A 17,891-nucleotide genomic window follows, 5' to 3' on the forward strand; every position below is an offset into this window, starting at 1 on the left:
TCAGCCTTGCGTCCCCAGGTAGGCCTGGATCACGTCGGGGTGGTTGCGCACCTCCTGCGGCGTGCCCTCGGCGATCTTGCGGCCGAAGTTGAGCGCGACGACCTGGTCGGACACGCTCATCACCAGGCCCATGTGGTGCTCGACCAGCAGCACGGTGAGGCGGAACTGGTCGCGGATGGAACGGATGAGGCTGCCCAGCGCGCCGACCTCTTCGTGGTTGAGGCCGGCGGCGGGCTCGTCCAGCAACAGCAAGGTGGGTTCGCTGGCCAGCGCCCGCCCCAGCTCCACGCGCTTGCGGGTGCCGAAGGGCAGGTCGGCCACGCGGCGGTCCGCCACCGCTTCGAGCCCGAGGAAGCGCACCAGCTCCGCGGCGCGGCGGCTGCTGTCGGCCTCCTCGGCGCCCACGCCGGGCAGGCGCAGCGCGTTGGCGAGGAAGCCCTTGCGGGTGCGGGCGTGGCGGCCCACCTTGATGTTGTCCAGCACGCTCATGGTGGAGAACAGCGCCAGGTTCTGGAAGGTGCGGGCTATGCCCAGGCGGGCGATGCCGTGGCGCGGCACGCCTTCGAGGGCCTGGCCGTCGAAACGGATCGAGCCCTGGGAGTAGCCGTAGAGGCGCGACAGGCAGTTGAAGAGGGTGGTCTTGCCGGCGCCGTTGGGGCCGATCAGGCCGGCGATCTGACCCTTGCGCACGTCGAAGGACACGCCGTCCAGGGCCGTGATGCCGCTGAAGCGCACGGTGACGTCCCGCACCGACAGCAGCGGGCCGTCGGCGCCCGGGCGGGAAACGGTGCGATCAGCTGGCGAGACGGGCACGCGCTGGACCTCCGGCCTGGCGAGGGGGTGGCGAATGCTTTCACCAAAGCGCCGCCCGGCCGGATGGGGGTTTCCCCAAGGGGTGTCGCGCAGGTGCCTCGCGCGGTCCCAGGCCGCGCTTGTGGCCTCAATACCGGGTCGTGAGCATCAGCACGCCGGCGCTGCCGTTGTTGCAGTTGATGCAACCCGCCGGGCTCGCGTCCGACGAGACCGGCACGAAGACGAGCCCCGAGGCCGGGTCGACCGCGACCGAGTGTGCGTTGTTGCCGGTTGCCACCTTGGACAGGATGGTTCGCGTGCCCGCATCGATGGTGATCAGGCGCGGCGTGCACGCAGCCGCGCCGTTGGCCACGCAGGACCCGCCCGAGGACAGGCCGTTCGGGGTCCACCGGCTGGCCGCCGAGAAGTAGCGGTTCTGGCCGGCGTCGTACTCCAGCTGGTCACCGCCGCCCGCATTGAGCGTGGTGACCATCACGCCGGTGTTGCGGTTGAAGATCTCCACCAGCAGCGGCGCGCCCGCCGTGCCCTCGCGGCAGTTGACGGCGATGTCGGTGCCGGGCCCCAGTGCGAGCCCGGTCGGATCGCAATTGCCCTCGGAGTAACCCACCGCGCCGGCCAGCGTGGTGTAGTTGACCGTCGCGCCGGCAGCGATGCCGCGGATGGACGCGCCGGGAATCGAGATCAGCTCGCCGTTCGGGTTGGCGGTGGTGCCGTCGTTGTTGATGAAGAAGGTGTCGGACGCCGTGTCGTACTGGCACTCCTCGAGGCCGGCGGTCGCATTGCCCGCGGGATCGACGAAATTGATCTGCGCCACGATCATCTGCGTCTGCGTGTTGATGACGGTTACCCACGGCGGGCTGCCTTCCGGCGTGGCGATGAAGTACAGGTTGTGGGTCGGATCCACGCAGCCCTCGTCGGCGCGCACGTTCTGGTTGCCCACGACGATCGTCTTGATGATCGTGTTGGTCGAGGGATCGATGATCTTCACCGAGTTCACGTCACCCACGTAGATGAGGTTGCCCACGGCGTTGATGCCATCGGGCCCCGACACGGCGTTGCTGGCGCCGGTGCCGGCGAAGGCATTGGCGCCGGTGCCCTTGATCTGCGCCACCTGCGCGCCGGAACCCGTGTCGAACACGTCCACGGACGCATTGGTGCGGTCGGTGAAGTAGTAGCGGTTGCCCACCACCATGCCCAGGTCGAAGCCGAAGTTGGTGGTGGGGCCGGCGCCCTGCACGGGCAGCAAGGTCGACGCCAGCGGTTTCGGCTGCAGGGAGCCGCCGCCCCCGCCGCCTCCGCAGCCCGCGAGAAGACCCGTGATCAGGGCTGCCAACATCCATGTTGTGTTTCGCATGTCGCTCTCCTGAAGTGGATGCCACGCGGACGCACTCCCTCCGCAAAGGCCGGAAAACGGTACACACGGTTTTTGCGGGGGGCAATGGCGGCTCATGGCGCACGCCCATTCCCCCCTCGGAGAGGCTGGCGATTTACATGCGCTGGGGATAGGGACTTGCCTGGCGGGCTGACCCTGTGCTGACTTGGCTCACCCGAGCGTGATCTTCCGGATCTTCCGGTTCCCCATGTCCGCCACATAGAGCACGCCATCGCCTCCCAGGGCCACCCCCGTCGGCAAACTGAAGCTCGCGCTTGCCGCGGCGCCATCGTCATCGCCGGACTCTCCGGTCCCCGCGAGCACGCTCGTCACGCCATCCGGCGAGACCTTCAGGATGCGGTTGCCATAGGTATCCGCGACATAGCGGTTCCCTTCAGCATCCACAGTCTCCTCCTGCGGAAGCGGAAAGTCCGTCGGGTCCTCCTCCAGCGTGAACACCAGCCCGCCCGCGATCAGGCGCGTCATGCTGTTGTTGCCGTAGTCGGCGACGTGCACCTGCGCGTCACCGTCGATGGCCACCGCGTGCGGGAAGGTGAACTGCGCGGAGAGCGCCATGCCATCGGTGTTGCCGAATTCGCCGGAGCCGGCGAAGGTGGTGACGCAGGGGCACCGGCTTGCGGCCTGCGCCATGGGCGCGCTGCCGGCCCCACCGCCGCAGCCGGCGGCGAGCGCGGCCGCCAGGGCGGCAGCCAGCGTGAAGCTTCGCGTCGTGCGATCCATGCCGCAAGATAGTGCAGCGCGCCGGCTCGCGCCAGCATGGCATCGACGGCGCATCGGGCAAGGGAAGCGCGTCTCAGTCGATCATTTCCGCCGTGATGAGCAGTTCCGCCGGGATGGTGATTCCCAACTGGCCGACCGCCTTGCACGGCGTCATCCCCTCGGCGGTGGTGGCGCCGCGGTTGGCGCGCGTGTATTCTGCACGGCAGCAGCAGCCCAGCCATGAACAGCTCCTTCCTGCGCCGGATGCGGATCCTGCCCAGCTCGCTCGGACGCAAGTACGCGATCTACTTCGTGGCGGTCGTGGGAACCGCCCTGCTGGTGAGCGGCCTGGTGCAGCTGTCCTTCACCTACCGCGAGAACCAGTCCGCGGTGCTGAACCTGCAGGCCGAGAAGGCGGCGTTCGCCGCGTCGCGCATCGAAGCCTACGTGCGCGAGATCGAGCACCAGATGGGGTGGATGCGCTTTCCCCGGCCCGCGGGCACGGGCGAGGACCAGGTCCGGCTGGACTTCCTGAAGCTGCTGCGCCAGGTCCCTGCCATCACGGACCTGATGCTGCTCGATGCCCAGGGGCACGAGCGCCTCAAGGTGTCGCGGCTCAGCGCCGACCGCGTCGACCCGGCGGCCGACCACTCGCGCGATCCGCGCTTCGTGCTGCCGCGCCAGGGCGAGACCTATTTCGGCCCGGTCTCCTTCCGCAAGGAGACGGAACCCTACATGACGATCGCCGTGGCCGAAGGCGGCCACGCGGGCGGCGTCATCGTGGCCGACGTGAACCTGAAGTTCATCTGGGACGTGATCTCGCAGATCAAGGCGGGCGAGAACGGCAGCGCCTATGTGGTGGATGCCGATGGCCGCCTCATCGCCCATCCGGACATCAGCCTGGTGCTGCGCAAGCTGGATCTCTCGGCGCTGCCGCAGGTCGCGAGCGCGCGCTCGCACGAGGATCGGACGCCGCGAGTGACGCACGGACCCGATGGCGCCCAGGTGCTGTCGGCGCACGCCGAGATCCCCTCGCTGCACTGGCTGGTGTTCGTGGAGCAGCCCGTCTCCGAGGCGCTGGGGCCGGTGTACGCGGCGCTGCGCCGGACGGGCCTGCTGCTGCTCCTGGGCCTGGCGCTCGCGGTGCTGGCCAGCATCTACGTCTCGCGCCGCATGGCCAAGCCCATCATGGCCATCGGCGAGGGCGCCAGCGTGCTCGCCGGCGGCGACTTGTCGCATCGCATCGAGATCCGCACCGGGGACGAGCTGGAAGGCCTGGCGGGCCAGGTGAACCACCTCGCGGCGACGCTGGGCGACCTGTACGGCAACCTGGAGCGCAAGGTGGACCTCCGAACCGAGGAACTGAGCGAAGCGCTGCGCGAGATCCGGCGCAAGAGCGCCGAGCTGGAAGTCGCCGGCCGGCACAAAACCGAGTTCCTCGCCAGCATGTCGCACGAACTGCGCACGCCGCTCAACGCCATCATCGGCTTCTCGGAGGCGCTGCTGGAGCGGATGTTCGGCGAGCTGAACGAAAAGCAGGCGGACTACCTGGCCGACATCCATGCCTCGGGCGTGCACCTGCTGTCCCTGATCAACGACATCCTGGACCTCTCCAAGATCGAAGCCGGACGCATGGACCTGGAGCTGTCCCGCTTCGACGTGCCGGCGGCGCTGCAAAGCACGCTGTCGCTGATGCGGGAGCGCGCGAGCCGCAGCCGCGTGGCCCTGCGCCTGGACTGCGACAAGGTGCCCCGGCAGTGGGTGGCGGACGAGCGCAAGTTCAAGCAGATCATGATCAACCTGCTGTCCAACGCGGTGAAGTTCACGCCTGCCGGGGGCGAGGTGAGCGTCAGCGCCGCCACGGCGGCGGACGCGCTGGAGATCGCGGTGCAGGACACGGGCATCGGCATCAAGGCCGAAGACCAGGAGCTCGTGTTCGAGGAGTTCCGCCAGGCCAGCGGCGCCCATCCGGGCAAGGTGGAGGGTTCGGGCCTCGGCCTGGCCCTGGCACGCAGGCTGGCGGAACTGCACGGCGGCACGATCCGGATGCAAAGCCAGGTGGGCCAGGGATCGACTTTCGTCGTCCGGCTGCCGCAGCAGGAGGTTGCATGAATTCCATCCTGATCGTCGAGGACAACGACCGGAACATGAAGCTGTTTCGCGACCTGCTGCAGTTCGCCGGCTACCGCACGATCGAGGCCAGCACCGGCGCGCAGGGGCTGGCCGCGGCCAGGCAGCACCAGCCGGACCTGGTCCTGATGGACATCCAGCTGCCCGACACCGACGGCGTGGCGGTGCTGCGGTCCATCCGCGAAGAAGCCGGCCTGCGGATGCCCGTGCTCGCGGTGTCGGCCTCGGTGATGCCGGACGACCAGCAGCGCGTCGTCGTCTCCGGCTTCGACGGCTTCATCACCAAGCCGATCCACGTGAAGTCCTTCCTGGCTACCGTGAAGCAGGCGCTGGAGGCCCGGGCATGAAGCCGGCCCGCATCCTGGTGGTCGACGACACGCCTTCCAACGTGAAGCTGCTGGTGGACATGCTCGGCGCCGCAGGGTACGCAGTGGAGTCCGCGGCCGACGGCGAGCAGGCATTGCGGGCGATCGAAGCCGAAGCGCCGGATCTGGTCCTGCTCGACGTCATGATGCCCGGGCTCGACGGCTTCCAGGTCTGCCAGGCGCTGCGGGCCGATGCGAGGACGGCCTTGCTGCCGGTCGTGCTCGTGACCGCGCTGGATGCGCGCGAGGACCGGGTCCGCGGCCTGGACGTGGGCGCCGACGATTTCCTGACCAAGCCGATCAACCGGCCGGAGCTGCTGGCGCGCGTGCGCTCGCTGCTGCGCATCAAGACCCTGCACGACCAGGTGGAGGTGCAGAAGCGGGAGCTGGCGGACTGGAACCTGCGCCTGGAGCAGCGCGTGAAAGAGGGCGTCGAGGAACTGCAGAAGCTGTCCTACCTGAAGCGCTTCTTCTCGCCGGCCGTGGCCGACCTGATCCTCAGCGGACAGCTGGACGCCATGCGCAGCCACCGCAGCGAGATCGTGGTGGTGTTCCTGGACCTGCGCGGATTCACGGCCTTCTCCGAAAGCGTGGACCCCGAGGACGTGCACACCGTGCTGCGCGAGTACCACCGGCAGATGGGCGCCCTGATCATGAAGCATCAAGGCTCCGTGGAGCACTTCGCGGGCGACGGCATCATGATCTTCTTCAACGATCCGGTGCCGGTGGACAACCCCGCGGCGCGCGCGATCCGGATGGCGCTGGAAATGCATGCCGTCTTCGCCGAGCTCGCGCAGGAGTGGGCGAGCATGGGCTACGAGCTCGGCATGGGCGTCGGCATCGCGCAGGGCTATGCAACGATGGGGCTGATCGGATTCGAAGGGCGCCTGGACTATGGCGCCGTGGGCGCGGTTTGCAACCTGGCGGCGCGCCTGTGCTCGGAGGCGGCCGCGGGCGAAACACTGGTGCAGCAGCGCGCGGCGGCGCGGGCCGGCGAGGTTGCGCCGTTCGAGAAAGCCGGAGCGCTGGAACTCAAGGGCTTTCCGCGGCCGGTGCAGGTGCTGCGGATCGCGCGGTGAGGGCTGGTTGCTCCTTCCAACGACGGAGGTGGTTCGATGATTCATCGACGTTCCCTGGTCCTGGCGTCCGGGGCGCTGCTCGCGACGCTCGAGGCGCTGGCGCAAGCCGCCGGCAAGGTCTACCGGGTTGGCTGGTTCGGGTTCACCGCCTACAACTCGCCGGACGACCAGCGCTTGCTGAATGTCTTCACGCAGAGGCTGGGCGAGCTTGGCTTCGCGGAAGGCCGCAACCTCGTCTTCGAGTGGCGCTACGCCGAAGGCCGGATGGAGCGCTATGCCGACTTCGCGGCCGAAATGGTCAGGCTCAAGGCGGACCTCGTCGTCGCCTTGAGCACGCCCGCGATCCGGGCGGTCATGGCGGCCAGCCGCAGCCTGCCGATCGTCGCGTTCCCGGTGCCGGATCCCGTGCGTGCGGGCCTGGTCACGAGCCTGGCGCGGCCCGGCGGACAGCTGACGGGCATGGCGAACTTCCCCGACGACCTGGTGCCCAAGCGCCTCGAACTGCTGAAGGCGGCGCTGCCGGCAGCGGCGCGGGTCGCGTACCCCGGCTCGCCTGCCAGCCTGCTGCTCGCCCATGGAAGCGAGGCCAAGGTCGCAGCGGTGCAAGCCGCGGAAGACGAGGAGGCGCGCGTGCTGGGCGTGAACTTGCTGCGCCTGGACCTGGATTCGGCGGCGGGCTTCGAGAAGGTGGCAGCCGCGCTGCGCCGCGAGCGGCCGGACGCGATCATCCTGCAGATCACGCCGGTCAACATGGCCTTGCAGCGCGAATGGATCGCGCTCTCCTCGGAGCTGCGGGCGCCCCTTTTCGTCGCCCATCGCGGCTTCGGGGGAATGCTGTCCTACGGCCTCGACTTCTTCGCCACCGCCCGCAAGGTGGCGGAGTACGTCGCGAAGATCCTGGGTGGCGCGAATCCCGGCGAACTGCCGATGGAGCAGCCGATGAACTTCGAATTCGTGATCAACCTGAAGGTCGCCCGGGCGATGGGCATCACGATCCCGGAAGCGGCGCGGCTGCGGGCGGACGAGGTGATCGAGTGAGGGGGTGGAGCGGGCGATGGGAATCGAACCCACGTCTTGAGCTTGGGAAGCTCAGGTCCTGCCATTGAACGACGCCCGCGGTTCAGCCGTGGATTCTACTAGGCTCGGGGCGGGGCTCCGCTCAGCGCCTCTTCTTGCGCAACGCAGACGGCTGATGCGCCGCCTGGCCGCCTGTCTTTTTGCTTTGCACCAGGTACTCCGGATTGTCCGCGGACGCAGCCACGTCGCGCGCGGCATTCGATTCACCGCATCAATACTTTCGTAGTGCTCGAGCAGCCCTGCCACCCCGCCACCGGCACAACCTTCCCCTTCGCCAACCCCGCCATCGCCGCCAGGAACTCCTTCGCCTCCACTGGCTTCGCCACATAGCAATCGAAGCCATTGCGCGTAGCGCGGGCCCGGTCCTCGGTGCGCGCAAAGGCGCTCAGCACCATCGCGGGCACGCGCGCCAGCTCCGGGTCCGGCATTCCGCGCACGCGCCGGATCAATTCGAAACCGTCCACGCCCGGCATCCCGATGTCGCTGACCAGGACGTCCGGCCGGCCCTCGGCCAGCACGCGCAAGGCCTCTTCGGCTCCGCCGGCCAGCAGCACCTCGGCGCCGCACGCCAGCAGCAGCTGGTTCACCACCTGCCTCGCGTCCGGCTCGTCATCCACCACCAGGATGCGCATGCCGGAAAAATCGACCGGCGCCAACGCGAGGCTGGTCGCGATGGCGGGCGCAGCGTCGGCGGAACACGGGGCGTTCCCGTGCACGTTGGCCAGCGGCAGGCGCAGCGAAAAGACCGAGCCCCGGCCCAGCCCCTCACTGGCCGCAGCCACGCTCCCTCCATGCAACTCCACCAGCTGCCGCACGATCGCCAGGCCGATGCCGAGCCCGCCGTGCACGCGTGTCGTCGAAGCATCGGCCTGCCGGAAGCGGTCGAACACGTGCGGCAGGAAAGCCGCCTCGATGCCGCCGCCGTTGTCCTCGACGACCACCAGCGCTTCGCCTTCCACGCGGGTCAGCCGCACGTCGACGCGCCCGCCTTCGGGCGTGAACTTGACGGCGTTGGACAGCAGGTTCCACAGGATCTGCTGCAGCCGCGCCGGATCGCCGCTCACCTGCCCGAGATCGCGCTCGATGAAGGCGCCCAGCTCGATGCGCTTGGCGGCGGCGGCCGGCCGGGCCGATTCGACCGCGGCTTCGACCACCGCGGCCGGGTCCACCATCTGCAGCTCCAGCCGCACCTTGCCGGCCACGATGCGGCTCATGTCCAGCAGGTCTTCGATCAGCTGCGCCTGCAGCCGGGCGTTGCGCTCGATCGTGTCGATCGCCTTCTGCAAGGTGGCTTCGTCGCGCTTCAGGCGCAGCAGCTGCGCCCAGCCCAGCACCGCGTTCAGCGGCGTCCGCAGCTCGTGCGAGAGCGTCGCCAGGAACTGGTCCTTCAGGGCGCTGAGCCGTTCGGCCTCGACGCGCGCTGCGCTTTCCTGCTCCAGCAGTGCCTGCCGCTCGCCGGCGGCGCGCTCCAGCAGCGCAAGGCCTTGCGCGCGCGCTTCGAGCTTCGCGTCGTACACCGACGCCAGCAGGGCCACCGGCAGGATGGCGAAGGTCGCCACGATCACCAGCGAGGCCAGTTCACTCACGCTGAAGGAACCGGTTACCGCGCCGCAGATGGTCCCGGCCGGGAACTGGGCGGCGGCCATGCCCGTGTAGTGCATGCCCGCGATGGCGGCGCCCATCACGACGGCGGCAATTGCGCGGAAGGCCCACACGTGCGGCGTGGCGTTGCTGCGCAGGCGGAACGCGATCCACAGCGAGGCGCCGGCGGCGGCGATGGCGATGGCCACCGAGGCCGCCACCAGCCGCCAGTTCCAGACGATCGCGGGGTCCATCCGCATGGCGCTCATGCCCACGTAGTGCATGGCGTTGATGCCGCCTCCAAGCAGTACGGCGGACACCGCCAGGTGCCGCACGTCCGGCCGCGGCTGGCGCACCTGCCAGAGCGCCAGAGCCGCGACGGGCACCGGGATCATCCACGACAGCAGCGTGATACCGAAGTCGTACCCGAGCGGGATCGGCAACTGGAACGCCAGCATGCCGACGAAGTGCATGGCCCAGATCCCGGTCGCCATGGCAAACGCGCCTCCCACGATCCACCAGCGCGCCGCCGCCCGTGGCGCGTGGGACACGCGCTCGACGACGGTCAGCGCGGTGTAGGAGGAAAGAATCGCCACCAGGACGGAGGCGAGTACCAGTGAAGCTTCATACTGGCCGTACAGCATGGCCCCGTTGTATAGCGGAGCCAGCGCTGCGACAAGCGATGCGAACGATGCCGTGGCGTGACGGACACTCTCCCTGTGTCGACCCTCGCTCGCGTGTTACGAGCCGTTGCGGCCCGCGGCCAGGTCCGCCAGCTCCCGCCGCACCCTGGCGACGACCGGCGCCCAGTCATCCGGCGCCTCCTGCCGAAACAAGCGCAGCGTCGGATACCACGGCGAATCATCCCGCCCCAGCATCCACCGCCAGTCCGGCATGTACTGCAGCATCACCCACACCGGCCGCCCCAACGCGCCAGCCAGGTGAGCGACGCTCGTGTCCGGCGCGATGACCAGGTCCAGCGCCTCCATCATGGCTGCGGTGTCCCCGAAGTCGCGCAGCTCGCGCCCCAGGTCCTGCGCCTGCGGCCACCGTGCCAGGGCCGCGCGGTCCTCTTCGCGCAGGTCCGGCTGCAGCGTGAAGAACCTGCAGCCCGGAGCGGCGATTCCCCGGAACATTTCCAGCGGCATCGAGCGCAGGTGGTCCAGCCGATGCGTGGGTTTCCCCGCCCACGCGATGCCGACCTTCAGCCCCGGCCCCGCAAGCCGCTCCCGCCACGCTCCCACGCGCGCGCGGTCCGCGTGCAGGTAGGGAATCACCGCAGGAACGGTGGCCTGCGTCGTGCGCAGCACGGCCGGCAGGCTCATGAGGGGACACTGGTAGTCGGTCTGCGGCAGGGCCGCGCCCTGCGGCACGACCTTGCAGTTGTCCGGCAACTGCGCCAGCAGCGGCTCGAGCGGGCGCAACACCCGCACATGCACCGTCTGTGCGCGCCGCGCGATCTCGGGCACGAAGCGCAGGAACTGGATGATGTCGCCGAAGCCCTGTTCGCCATACAGCAGGATGCTGCGGCCCGCCAGGTCCTCGCCGCGCCAGCGCGGTTGCGGCAAGCGGCCCGGCGCGCCCAGCGAATCGGCCATGTCGCGCCACTCGTGCTCGGGCCAGCCCCGTTCGAAGTCGCCGAGCAGCAGGCGGGTGAGGCCCAGGTTCCAGTGCAACTGCGCATCGTCGGGGAACAGGCGCAGTCCTTCCTCCGCACAGTTCGCGGCTTCCTGCGGCCGGCCGACCAGGAACAGCAGCGCGGCGCGGTTCACGAGCATCTCGCGGTTGCCGGGCTCGAGCCGCAGCGCTTCGTCCAGGGCCGCAAGGGCATCCGCCGGGCGGCCCAGGCTGCCCAGCGCCGCTGCCATGTTGCACAACACGCCGGCGTCCGGGCCGCGGACCGCAAGCAGGCGCTGCGCTTCGGCCAATGCCTCCTTCATGCGGCGGGCGTGGAACAGCGCCGTGAAGCAGGCCAGCGACAGGTCGCGGCTCGCCGGTTCCGCGGCGCATGCCGCCCTCAGCGCCTCGGTGGCTTCCGCCTTGCGGCCGGCGGCGTCCAGCGCGCGAACCAGCAGCAGGTGTGTTTCCGGGGCGGGCTGCAGGGCGAGCAGCCGGCGTGCCCATGCCGCGGCATCGTCATGGCGTTGCAGCGCCTGCAGCGCGTCCACCCCTTGCGCGAGAGGTTCCGCGAATTCCGGCGCTGCTTCCAGGGCGGCTTCGCAACTGCGCAGGGCCTCCGCGGGCCGGCCCGCGGCCCGATGCGCGCGCGCCAGCAGGTAGTGGGCTTCGTGCGCGAAATCTTCGTCCGGTCGGCGCAGCGACAGCGCCTCGTTCAGCCGCCGGCAGGCGCCCTCGAATTCACCTTGCTCCAGCAGCGCGAAGCCGAGGTTGAGGCGCAGCGCGGAGTCCGCCGTGTCGGCCAGCATGCCCTGCTCGTAGCAGCGGGCAGCCTCCGCCAGCTTGCCTTCCCGGATCGCGGCGTTGCCCTTGGCCTTCCACTCCGCCGCCTTGCCCGCCTTCGCGGCGCGCAAGGCGCCCTTGAACCAGTTGATCACCCAGGCCTCCCCGCCTCGTTGGCGGAGGATGATAGCGGCCGGAAAAGCAAAAGCCGCTTCCAGCGCGTGGAAGCGGCCTTCGTGTCGGAACACCCGGCGCTCTTGCCCCGCAAGCGGGGCTCGAGCTCTTAGCGCCGGCGGACCGGCGGCCTCTGTCCCGGCGGGCCCGACCTGCGCTCGGGCAGGTGCCGGAACATGATGCGACCCTTGGTCAGGTCGTAAGGCGACATCTCCAGGGTCACGTCGTCACCCGCGATGATGCGGATGCGGTGCTTCTTCATCTTGCCGCCGGTGTAGGCGACCAGCTCGTGGCCGTTGTCCAGCTTGACGCGGCAGCGCGAGTCCGGGAGGATTTCCTCCACCCGGCCGCGCATCTCGATGAGTTCTTCCTTCGCCATCAGAAGCGGCGGTTGCCGCCGCCGGTGCGCGGCTCCATCGGGCGGGCTTCGTTGACGACCAAGCCGCGGCCGCCGTAATCCTTGCCGTTCATGCCGGCAATGGCAGCTTGCGCTTCGGCAGCGCTGCCCATCTCGACGAAGCCGAAGCCTTTGGACCGGCCGCTGTCGCGATCCATCATGACCTTGGCGCTGCTGACCGTGCCGAACTGGCTGAAAGCCTGTTCCATGTCACTGTCGCGGAAAGAGTAGGGCAGGTTGCCCACGTAAAGTTTGCTGCTCATGGGGACTCCATAGATGAAGGGAAGCGATGGAGTCCAGGACGCAGTCACAAACGCATGGGACTGGATTCGAAAGCGCGAAATTGACCGACACCGCGTGGGGCGCACGGCACGTTCCGCACCGGCGCCCTATATTATGGACCGGATTGCCTCGCCCTGGGTCCGTGGGGCCTCTGCCGGCCCCGGCGCGAAGCCCAGCCACTCCCGCGGCCGGGCCAATCGCGCGTCACTCTGCCGTGATCTTCTTGTCCTTCACAACCTTGCTCCAGCGCGCCGTCTCGCCGCTGACGAAGGTCAGGAACTGCTCGGGCGTGCCGCCGCCCATGATGTTGCCGGGTTCCGTGATGGCCTTGACCAGCTCGGGCTCTTTCAGCGCCTTGTTGGCCGCTTCGTTCAGCTTGGCGATGATCGCCGGGGGCGTGCCCTTGGGCGCGACCAGGCCGAACCAGTTGGACATGGCCATGTTCTTCAGGCCCAGTTCGTCCAGCGTCGGCACATCAGGCAGCTGGGGCAGGCGCTTCTCGTTGGCCACGGCCAGGGCGCGCATCTTGTGCTCCTTGATGTGGGGCAGCACGGCGGGGGCCATGTCGAACATGAAGGTCACCTGGCCGGCCAGCAGGTCGGTGGTGGCGGGGCCGCCGCCCTTGTAGGGCACGTGCACCATCGGCACGCCGGTGGCTTCGGACAGCAGTTCGCCGGCCAGGTGGTAGGCGCCGCCCACGCCCGCGGAGGCGAAGCTGATCTTGTCCGGATGCGCCTTGCCGAAGGACATCATCTCGTTGAACGACTTGAACTGGGACTTCTCGGGCACCACCAGCACCAGCGGGCCGCGCTCGATCAGGATGATCGGGGCCAGGTCCTTGTCCGGGTCGAAGGGCATCTTGGGCATCATGGCCTTGTTCACCGACAGCGGGGCGAAGTTGCCGATGCCGAAGGTGTAGCCGTCCGGCGCCGCCTTGGCGATCTGCGCCGTGCCGATGTTGCCGCCGCCGCCGGCCTTGTTCTCGACGATGATGGTCTGGCCCAGGGTCTGCTGCATCTTGGCAGCGAGCATGCGCGCGCGCGTGTCCGAGCTGCCGCCCGGCGCGTACGGCACCACCAGCGTCATCGTCTTGGTGGGGAACTTCGCCGGGTCTTCGGCGGCGTGGGCGGCGGCCAGGCCGGCCACCACCAGGCCGGTGGCGGCCAGGGTCTTGCGGGTGAGGGAATTCTTCAAGAGGGGGTCTCCTGTTGTGGATCTGGTTCGGGGCGAACTCTAGGGGCTGTCGCTGTCGTTTGGCTGTCGGGGCCACCCGGACCCGTGTTTTCTACGGGAAAACACCCATGAGGCAGGATCGGTCAGCCCAGCATCTCAATGCGCTGACGCGGCATCCGCATCGTTCAAGGTCTTCAGGAACGCGACCACATCCCCGATCTCCTCCTCAGACCAAACCGGTTTCCCACCCTTGCGGTTCGTCATTGGCGCGGTCCGCCGATCCACGTTGCTCTGGTACTTCGGTGGCAGGTCGTCGAACTGCTGCTCGCCGCCCGGGTGCGGGTACCACTTCTGCGGATCGGTGTCGCGCTGCACGTAGAAGCGCAGCGCCTCGTCCAGCGTGTGGAAGCGGCCGTTGTGGAAGAACACCTGGCGCGTGGCGACGTTGCGCAGCGTGGGCGTGCGGAACATGCCGCAGTACCACTTGTTGTCCGCTTTGTCGGTGCGGGCCGGGCCGCACAGCCCCAGGTCGTAGTAGTCCGGGGCGGCGTTGGCCGGGATCTCCGGGTTGCGCGGCACGCCCAGCGTCTGGAAGTTGTAGTCCGTGAGCGTGGGGTGCGCGCCGGCCGCGCCCTTGTCGACCAGGTGGCACGCGGCGCAGTTGCCGCGGTTCGGGTCGGCGAAGAGCGCGAAGCCGCGCGCTTCCTCCACGCTGAACTGCGCCTTGCCTTCCAGCACCTGGTCGAACTTGCTGTCGAAGGGCTGGAAGCTCGCGTCGTCGAACTGGAAGCGTTCCAGCGCCTTGCCCAGCGCGGCCAGCGCGTCGGCAGGGCGCGAGAAGATGTCCTGGCCGAACACGTCGCGGAAGCGCCCGGCGTAGGCGGCCTTGCTCAATCGCGCGGTGACGGCGGCAGCGTCGGCGTTCGCCATCTCGTTCGGGTCCAGCAGCGGCGCGGCGGCCTGGTCGGCGGGGCGGTCGAAGCGGCCGTCCCAGGTGTAGCCGCCCGAAGGCATGTTGTCGCCGTCTTCCAGCCGCTCCTTGAAGCTGCTCGCATAGGTGTGCGTCCACACCGGCACGCGCCGCAGGTAGCGCAGCGAAGGCACGGCGCGCGTGCCGGCGTGCTTCATGTCGGCGCCCCCCAATTGCACGGCCAGCGCATTGGGCGGGCCGTAGGCGTGCTCCGGGCTGTGGCAGCTGGCGCACGACTGCTTGCCCGACGCCGACAGCGACGCATCGAAGAACGCCAGCTTGCCGAGCGCCGCGATCTCCTTGTCGGAGGGCGGGGTGGGCTGCCGGCTGCAGCCCGCCAGGAACAGGGCCACCAGGAAAAAAAGGGCCGCCCTGCGGGCGGTCCCTTTCCTGCAATGCAGGTGCATGGCTACTTGAAGATGTCCGAGCCGAAAGGCGCCAGGTTCGCGTCGTCGGCGTAGCCCAGGTACTCCGGGATGCCGAAGAAGTTCTCCAGGCTCTTGAGCAGCGAGTAGTGGTTGTAGCCGGTGTCGGTGCTGGTGCCCGCCTTGATGAAAGGCGACAGCAGCACCGCGCCCGTGCGGTCGCCGCCGACGCCGTCGTAGTGCATGCCGATCTGGATCGTCTTCACGCTCGCCGGCAGCTTGGTGGTGTCGATGCCCAGCGAGGACGCGTAGGCGATCGGCAGCGTGCTCAGGATCTGGTCCTCGGGCCGCTTGACGTTCGGGCCGACCTGCTGCGTGCAGCACGAGGCGCCGGCCAGCGGGATCGTCAGGTTCATCTGCGAGTAGTCGGCGTTGAACGAGGTCGCCATCGTGCCGCCGGCCGCGTTGGACTCGTCGAAGTTGATGACGATCAGGCCGTCCTGCTGGTAGGCCGGCGAAGCCTGGATGATCGGAATCCACTTTTTCAGGAACGCGTCGATCGAGGTCAGGCCGCCGGGCAGGCCGGTCTTGCAGCCCTTGCCGGCCGCGCCGGTGCCGTCGCCGTCGTGGCCGTCGTCGCACAGGTTGGGCGTGATGAACACGAAGTTCGGCGTGGTGGCCACGGACTTCAGGTCGTTCTGCAGGTTGTCGTCCAGGTTCACGACGTGCTGGTCGCAATAGTCCGTGTCGTCGATGATCGAGTGGAAGTACACGAAGGGGTTGTGCCGCGTCGCGTACGCATCGGCCTTGACGTCCCCGGATGCGGAGGCCGCTTGCGCCGACTGGGTGCCGTCGACGACCTTCGTCAGGTCCTTGCCGGCGAGCTTGGCGGTGCGCGTCGGGTAGCTGCAGGCCTTGGTGCCGTCGCGGTTCAGGTCGTTGCCCATGTCGCCCATGTAGCCCTTCCACGTGAACTTCGCGTGATCCAGCTGGTTCACGAAGGTCTTCACGCGCGCCGGGTACACGCAGCCGCCGCCGGCGTGGCCGTTGGCGTCGGTGCCGGCTCTCAGCACCTTGGCGTTGGCGCTGTCGTTGCCGGCGTCGACGATGTCGGACCAGATGCCGAAGCAGTCGGTCTCGGTGTCCACCGTCGACGGCTGGCCGCTCATCATCGCGACGTAGTTGTCCAGGCTGACGTGGCCGGTGCCGTAGTAGTTGTTCAGCATCGCGCCCTGCGTGGCCAGCGACTTCAGGTACGGATCCTGGTTGCTGGCGGCGGCGGTCGTGCCGAACGACTCTTCGTAGTTCTTGTTCTCCAGCGTGATCACGAACACGTGGCGCACGGACTTCGCGCTGACGACGCTTTTGATGTAGCTGTCGCTGGCGGCCTTCACCTTGGCCAGGCTGGTGTCGCTGTTGAAGTCGGCCAGCAGCTTGTCGGCGGCCACGCCGCCGTACCTGGCGGCCAGCGTGTTCTTGGCGTCGGCCAAGGCGGCGCCGGCGGAGACCAGCTGCGCCAGCTGCGTGGTGATGGCGCTGATGGTGCCGGTGGCGCCCTTGGGCGCCAGGAAGAAGGCGCCGGCGCCGAACCTGGCGCCCATGTCGTTGCCGTTCGCGTCGTTCTCGCGGGCGCTGCCCAGGTCGGCCACCAGGTTCTTCCAGCTGCCGTTGCTGCTGTCGGCGATGGTGAAGCGGCCTTGCGCATCGCTCGTCGCCGAGGGCTCGCCGCCGTCGCACTTGCCGTTGTCGTTCAGGTCGATGCAGACCTTGGCGTTCTGGATGTAGCTGCCCAGCACCTGGCCGGAGACGCTGGGGCCGTCGCTGCCGCCGCAGGCGGCCAGGCCGGCCGCGATGCCCGTGGCGACCAGCAGCACGAAAGCGCCCTCGCGCCAGGTCCATCTCTTCTTGTTCGCGAATTTCATGGTGTATTCGATGTTTGCTTTGTTCTTAGCGCTGCGAACCATAGGCAAGCCACGTGACGGAACCGTGACACTGTCGGCTCGCCGCTACGCGCCGCCTGCGTCCGGCATCAGCGCTTCGATCCGTTCGCGCAGGCCCCGCGCCCGCTGTTCGCCCGCGAGTTCTTCCACGTCCTGCAGCATCTCGCGCGCCACGGCCAGCATCGCTTCTACTTCCCGCGCCTGCCGCAGGCGCTGCCGGTAGCGCTCCGCCGTCTCCGGCGCCCCGCGCGCGAACATGCGCTCGCAGACGTCGAACAGGTACATGCGCATGCCCGCCAGCGAACGGCCCGCCTGGAAGGAATCGGCCGCGTGCGGGGCGGGGGCGGGCGCAGCAGCCTCCGCCAGGCGCGCCACAGGCGGCGCAGAGTCGCCCACAGCCAGGACGAGATATCCATCGCGCAGCAAGGCATCGAGCAGCACTCCCGTATCCGGCCCCAGCGCCGTGGCCAGGCTCGCCAGCGTGCGCGTGCCGTCCGCCAGGAACAGCAGGCCGCGCTCGCGCAGGCCCAGCGTGCGCTCGCGCGCCCGCAGCTCCTCCTGCCCCTTGGGCGTTCGCCGGACCAGCATCACGCGCAGTGGCCGCGCGCGGCCACCTGCAGGCAGCGCAGGGCCGCGGCCCGCACCGCCGGTTCCACATAGGGAGCGACTTCGTGGCTCAGGTCGCTCAGGAGCGCCGCTGAAAGCCGCACCGGCACGCGCAGCCGCAGCCGGACCTGCAGCACGCGATGCGCGTGCAGCGCGGCGCGGAATTCGCGGCGCGCGTGGCGCAGCGAGCAGCGCCGCATCAGGCGCGCCAGTCCGGCGGCGAGGGTGGCGTAGTCCTCGCGGCGGGCGTCGAGCTCGGGGCTGGAGGCGAGGGCGGAGAAGAGGGAAATGCGCGTCATGACAGCTTGTTCTTTTCGTGGCGGAGCCCACGATAGAAACAGCTGGTGACACGTTCGTGAAGGTGGCGCGCGGCCGATTCGAAAGTAGTAAAGCGGGGAAGCAACAGCGGAGCGGGGCCGCCGCCGCGCTGCGGTATGCTGGGTTATG

17 protein-coding genes and 1 tRNA gene are annotated in these 17,891 nt (G+C 68.9%); 4 read left to right on the plus strand and 14 right to left on the minus strand.

What is annotated here, in order from left to right; genetic code table 11:
• The 3 genes from HHL11_RS14835 to HHL11_RS14845 form a co-directional block, all read right to left on the minus strand.
• Nucleotides 1–813, minus strand: a complete 813-nt coding sequence (locus tag HHL11_RS14835; RefSeq protein ID WP_169419123.1) for an ATP-binding cassette domain-containing protein — start codon at nt 811–813, stop codon at nt 1–3.
• A gap of 127 nt (nt 814–940) precedes the next feature.
• Nucleotides 941–2,167 carry a YncE family protein gene (locus HHL11_RS14840; protein WP_169419124.1) on the minus strand — a complete coding sequence of 409 codons (1,227 nt, stop codon included), beginning with the start codon at nt 2,165–2,167 and terminating at the stop codon, nt 941–943.
• Between the two features lie 189 nt (nt 2,168–2,356).
• Nucleotides 2,357–2,926 carry an NHL domain-containing protein gene (locus HHL11_RS14845; protein WP_169419125.1) on the minus strand — a complete coding sequence of 190 codons (570 nt, stop codon included), beginning with the start codon at nt 2,924–2,926 and terminating at the stop codon, nt 2,357–2,359.
• A 219-nt stretch (nt 2,927–3,145) separates the two neighbouring features.
• Here HHL11_RS14845 and HHL11_RS14850 point away from each other — a divergent pair, with 219 nt between their 5' ends.
• Genes HHL11_RS14850 through HHL11_RS14865 form a run of 4 tightly spaced genes read left to right on the plus strand, consistent with a single transcriptional unit; the run spans nt 3,146 to nt 7,517 of the window.
• A complete protein-coding gene (locus HHL11_RS14850) occupies nt 3,146–5,017 on the plus strand; it encodes a sensor histidine kinase (RefSeq protein ID WP_169419126.1) in 1,872 nt (623 codons plus the stop codon).
• Nucleotides 5,014–5,382 carry a response regulator gene (locus HHL11_RS14855; protein WP_169419127.1) on the plus strand — a complete coding sequence of 123 codons (369 nt, stop codon included), beginning with the start codon at nt 5,014–5,016 and terminating at the stop codon, nt 5,380–5,382. Before HHL11_RS14850 ends, HHL11_RS14855 begins: the two co-directional genes overlap by 4 nt.
• Nucleotides 5,379–6,479: an adenylate/guanylate cyclase domain-containing response regulator gene (locus tag HHL11_RS34640; protein WP_169419128.1), complete on the plus strand. Its 1,101-nt coding sequence runs from the start codon at nt 5,379–5,381 to the stop codon at nt 6,477–6,479. Before HHL11_RS14855 ends, HHL11_RS34640 begins: the two co-directional genes overlap by 4 nt.
• 36 nt (nt 6,480–6,515) lie before the next feature.
• A complete protein-coding gene (locus HHL11_RS14865) occupies nt 6,516–7,517 on the plus strand; it encodes an ABC transporter substrate-binding protein (RefSeq protein WP_169419129.1) in 1,002 nt (333 codons plus the stop codon).
• A 5-nt stretch (nt 7,518–7,522) separates the two neighbouring features.
• Here the strand turns inward: HHL11_RS14865 and HHL11_RS14870 are convergent.
• The 11 genes from HHL11_RS14870 to HHL11_RS14920 form a co-directional block, all read right to left on the minus strand.
• Nucleotides 7,523–7,596 (minus strand) — tRNA-Gly (locus tag HHL11_RS14870).
• A gap of 42 nt (nt 7,597–7,638) precedes the next feature.
• Nucleotides 7,639–7,740, minus strand: a complete 102-nt coding sequence (locus HHL11_RS34645; protein ID WP_169419130.1) for an HVA1 family protein — start codon at nt 7,738–7,740, stop codon at nt 7,639–7,641.
• Between the two features lie 19 nt (nt 7,741–7,759).
• A complete protein-coding gene (locus tag HHL11_RS14880) occupies nt 7,760–9,781 on the minus strand; it encodes a hybrid sensor histidine kinase/response regulator (protein WP_169419131.1) in 2,022 nt (673 codons plus the stop codon).
• 96 nt (nt 9,782–9,877) lie between these two features.
• On the minus strand, nt 9,878–11,692 hold the full coding sequence (locus HHL11_RS14885; protein WP_169419132.1) for a tetratricopeptide repeat protein: 1,815 nt from the start codon (nt 11,690–11,692) through the stop codon (nt 9,878–9,880).
• Between the two features lie 128 nt (nt 11,693–11,820).
• The gene (gene infA, locus HHL11_RS14890) at nt 11,821–12,090 is read right to left on the minus strand and encodes a translation initiation factor IF-1 (protein WP_169419133.1); all 270 of its coding nucleotides are present in this window, start codon (nt 12,088–12,090) and stop codon (nt 11,821–11,823) included.
• The gene (locus HHL11_RS14895; protein ID WP_169419134.1) at nt 12,090–12,371 is read right to left on the minus strand and encodes an RNA recognition motif domain-containing protein; all 282 of its coding nucleotides are present in this window, start codon (nt 12,369–12,371) and stop codon (nt 12,090–12,092) included. Before HHL11_RS14895 ends, infA begins: the two co-directional genes overlap by 1 nt.
• 223 nt (nt 12,372–12,594) lie before the next feature.
• Entirely contained in the window at nt 12,595–13,584 is a 990-nt protein-coding gene (locus tag HHL11_RS14900; protein WP_240980080.1) for a Bug family tripartite tricarboxylate transporter substrate binding protein, read from the minus strand.
• A gap of 135 nt (nt 13,585–13,719) precedes the next feature.
• Nucleotides 13,720–14,940 carry a cytochrome-c peroxidase gene (locus HHL11_RS14905; protein ID WP_169419135.1) on the minus strand — a complete coding sequence of 407 codons (1,221 nt, stop codon included), beginning with the start codon at nt 14,938–14,940 and terminating at the stop codon, nt 13,720–13,722.
• Between the two features lie 2 nt (nt 14,941–14,942).
• Nucleotides 14,943–16,820, minus strand: coding sequence for an alkaline phosphatase family protein (locus HHL11_RS14910; protein WP_240980081.1), 1,878 nt, complete (start codon nt 16,818–16,820; stop codon nt 14,943–14,945).
• Between the two features lie 84 nt (nt 16,821–16,904).
• Nucleotides 16,905–17,426, minus strand: coding sequence for a hypothetical protein (locus HHL11_RS14915; RefSeq protein ID WP_169419136.1), 522 nt, complete (start codon nt 17,424–17,426; stop codon nt 16,905–16,907).
• A complete protein-coding gene (locus HHL11_RS14920) occupies nt 17,426–17,743 on the minus strand; it encodes a hypothetical protein (protein WP_169419137.1) in 318 nt (105 codons plus the stop codon). Before HHL11_RS14920 ends, HHL11_RS14915 begins: the two co-directional genes overlap by 1 nt.
• Between the last annotated feature and the right edge of the window lie 148 nt (nt 17,744–17,891).

The sequence above is a fragment of the Ramlibacter agri genome (genome assembly GCF_012927085.1).
Lineage (GTDB): Bacteria > Pseudomonadota > Gammaproteobacteria > Burkholderiales > Burkholderiaceae_C > Ramlibacter > Ramlibacter agri.

What these genes read in the sequence shown, in the direction of transcription:
- HHL11_RS14850 (WP_169419126.1), top strand. Translation starts at nt 3,146, where the DNA reads ATGAACAGCTCCTTCCTGCGCCGGATGCGGATCCTGCCCAGCTCGCTC.
- HHL11_RS14845 (WP_169419125.1), bottom strand. Translation starts at nt 2,926, where the DNA reads ATGGATCGCACGACGCGAAGCTTCACGCTGGCTGCCGCCCTGGCGGCC.
- HHL11_RS34640 (WP_169419128.1), top strand. Translation starts at nt 5,379, where the DNA reads ATGAAGCCGGCCCGCATCCTGGTGGTCGACGACACGCCTTCCAACGTG.
- HHL11_RS14905 (WP_169419135.1), bottom strand. Translation starts at nt 14,940, where the DNA reads ATGCACCTGCATTGCAGGAAAGGGACCGCCCGCAGGGCGGCCCTTTTT.
- HHL11_RS14920 (WP_169419137.1), bottom strand. Translation starts at nt 17,743, where the DNA reads ATGACGCGCATTTCCCTCTTCTCCGCCCTCGCCTCCAGCCCCGAGCTC.
- HHL11_RS14855 (WP_169419127.1), top strand. Translation starts at nt 5,014, where the DNA reads ATGAATTCCATCCTGATCGTCGAGGACAACGACCGGAACATGAAGCTG.
- HHL11_RS14915 (WP_169419136.1), bottom strand. Translation starts at nt 17,426, where the DNA reads ATGCTGGTCCGGCGAACGCCCAAGGGGCAGGAGGAGCTGCGGGCGCGC.
- infA (WP_169419133.1), bottom strand. Translation starts at nt 12,090, where the DNA reads ATGGCGAAGGAAGAACTCATCGAGATGCGCGGCCGGGTGGAGGAAATC.
- HHL11_RS14910 (WP_240980081.1), bottom strand. Translation starts at nt 16,820, where the DNA reads ATGAAATTCGCGAACAAGAAGAGATGGACCTGGCGCGAGGGCGCTTTC.
- HHL11_RS14895 (WP_169419134.1), bottom strand. Translation starts at nt 12,371, where the DNA reads ATGAGCAGCAAACTTTACGTGGGCAACCTGCCCTACTCTTTCCGCGAC.
- HHL11_RS14880 (WP_169419131.1), bottom strand. Translation starts at nt 9,781, where the DNA reads ATGCTGTACGGCCAGTATGAAGCTTCACTGGTACTCGCCTCCGTCCTG.
- HHL11_RS14840 (WP_169419124.1), bottom strand. Translation starts at nt 2,167, where the DNA reads ATGCGAAACACAACATGGATGTTGGCAGCCCTGATCACGGGTCTTCTC.
- HHL11_RS14865 (WP_169419129.1), top strand. Translation starts at nt 6,516, where the DNA reads ATGATTCATCGACGTTCCCTGGTCCTGGCGTCCGGGGCGCTGCTCGCG.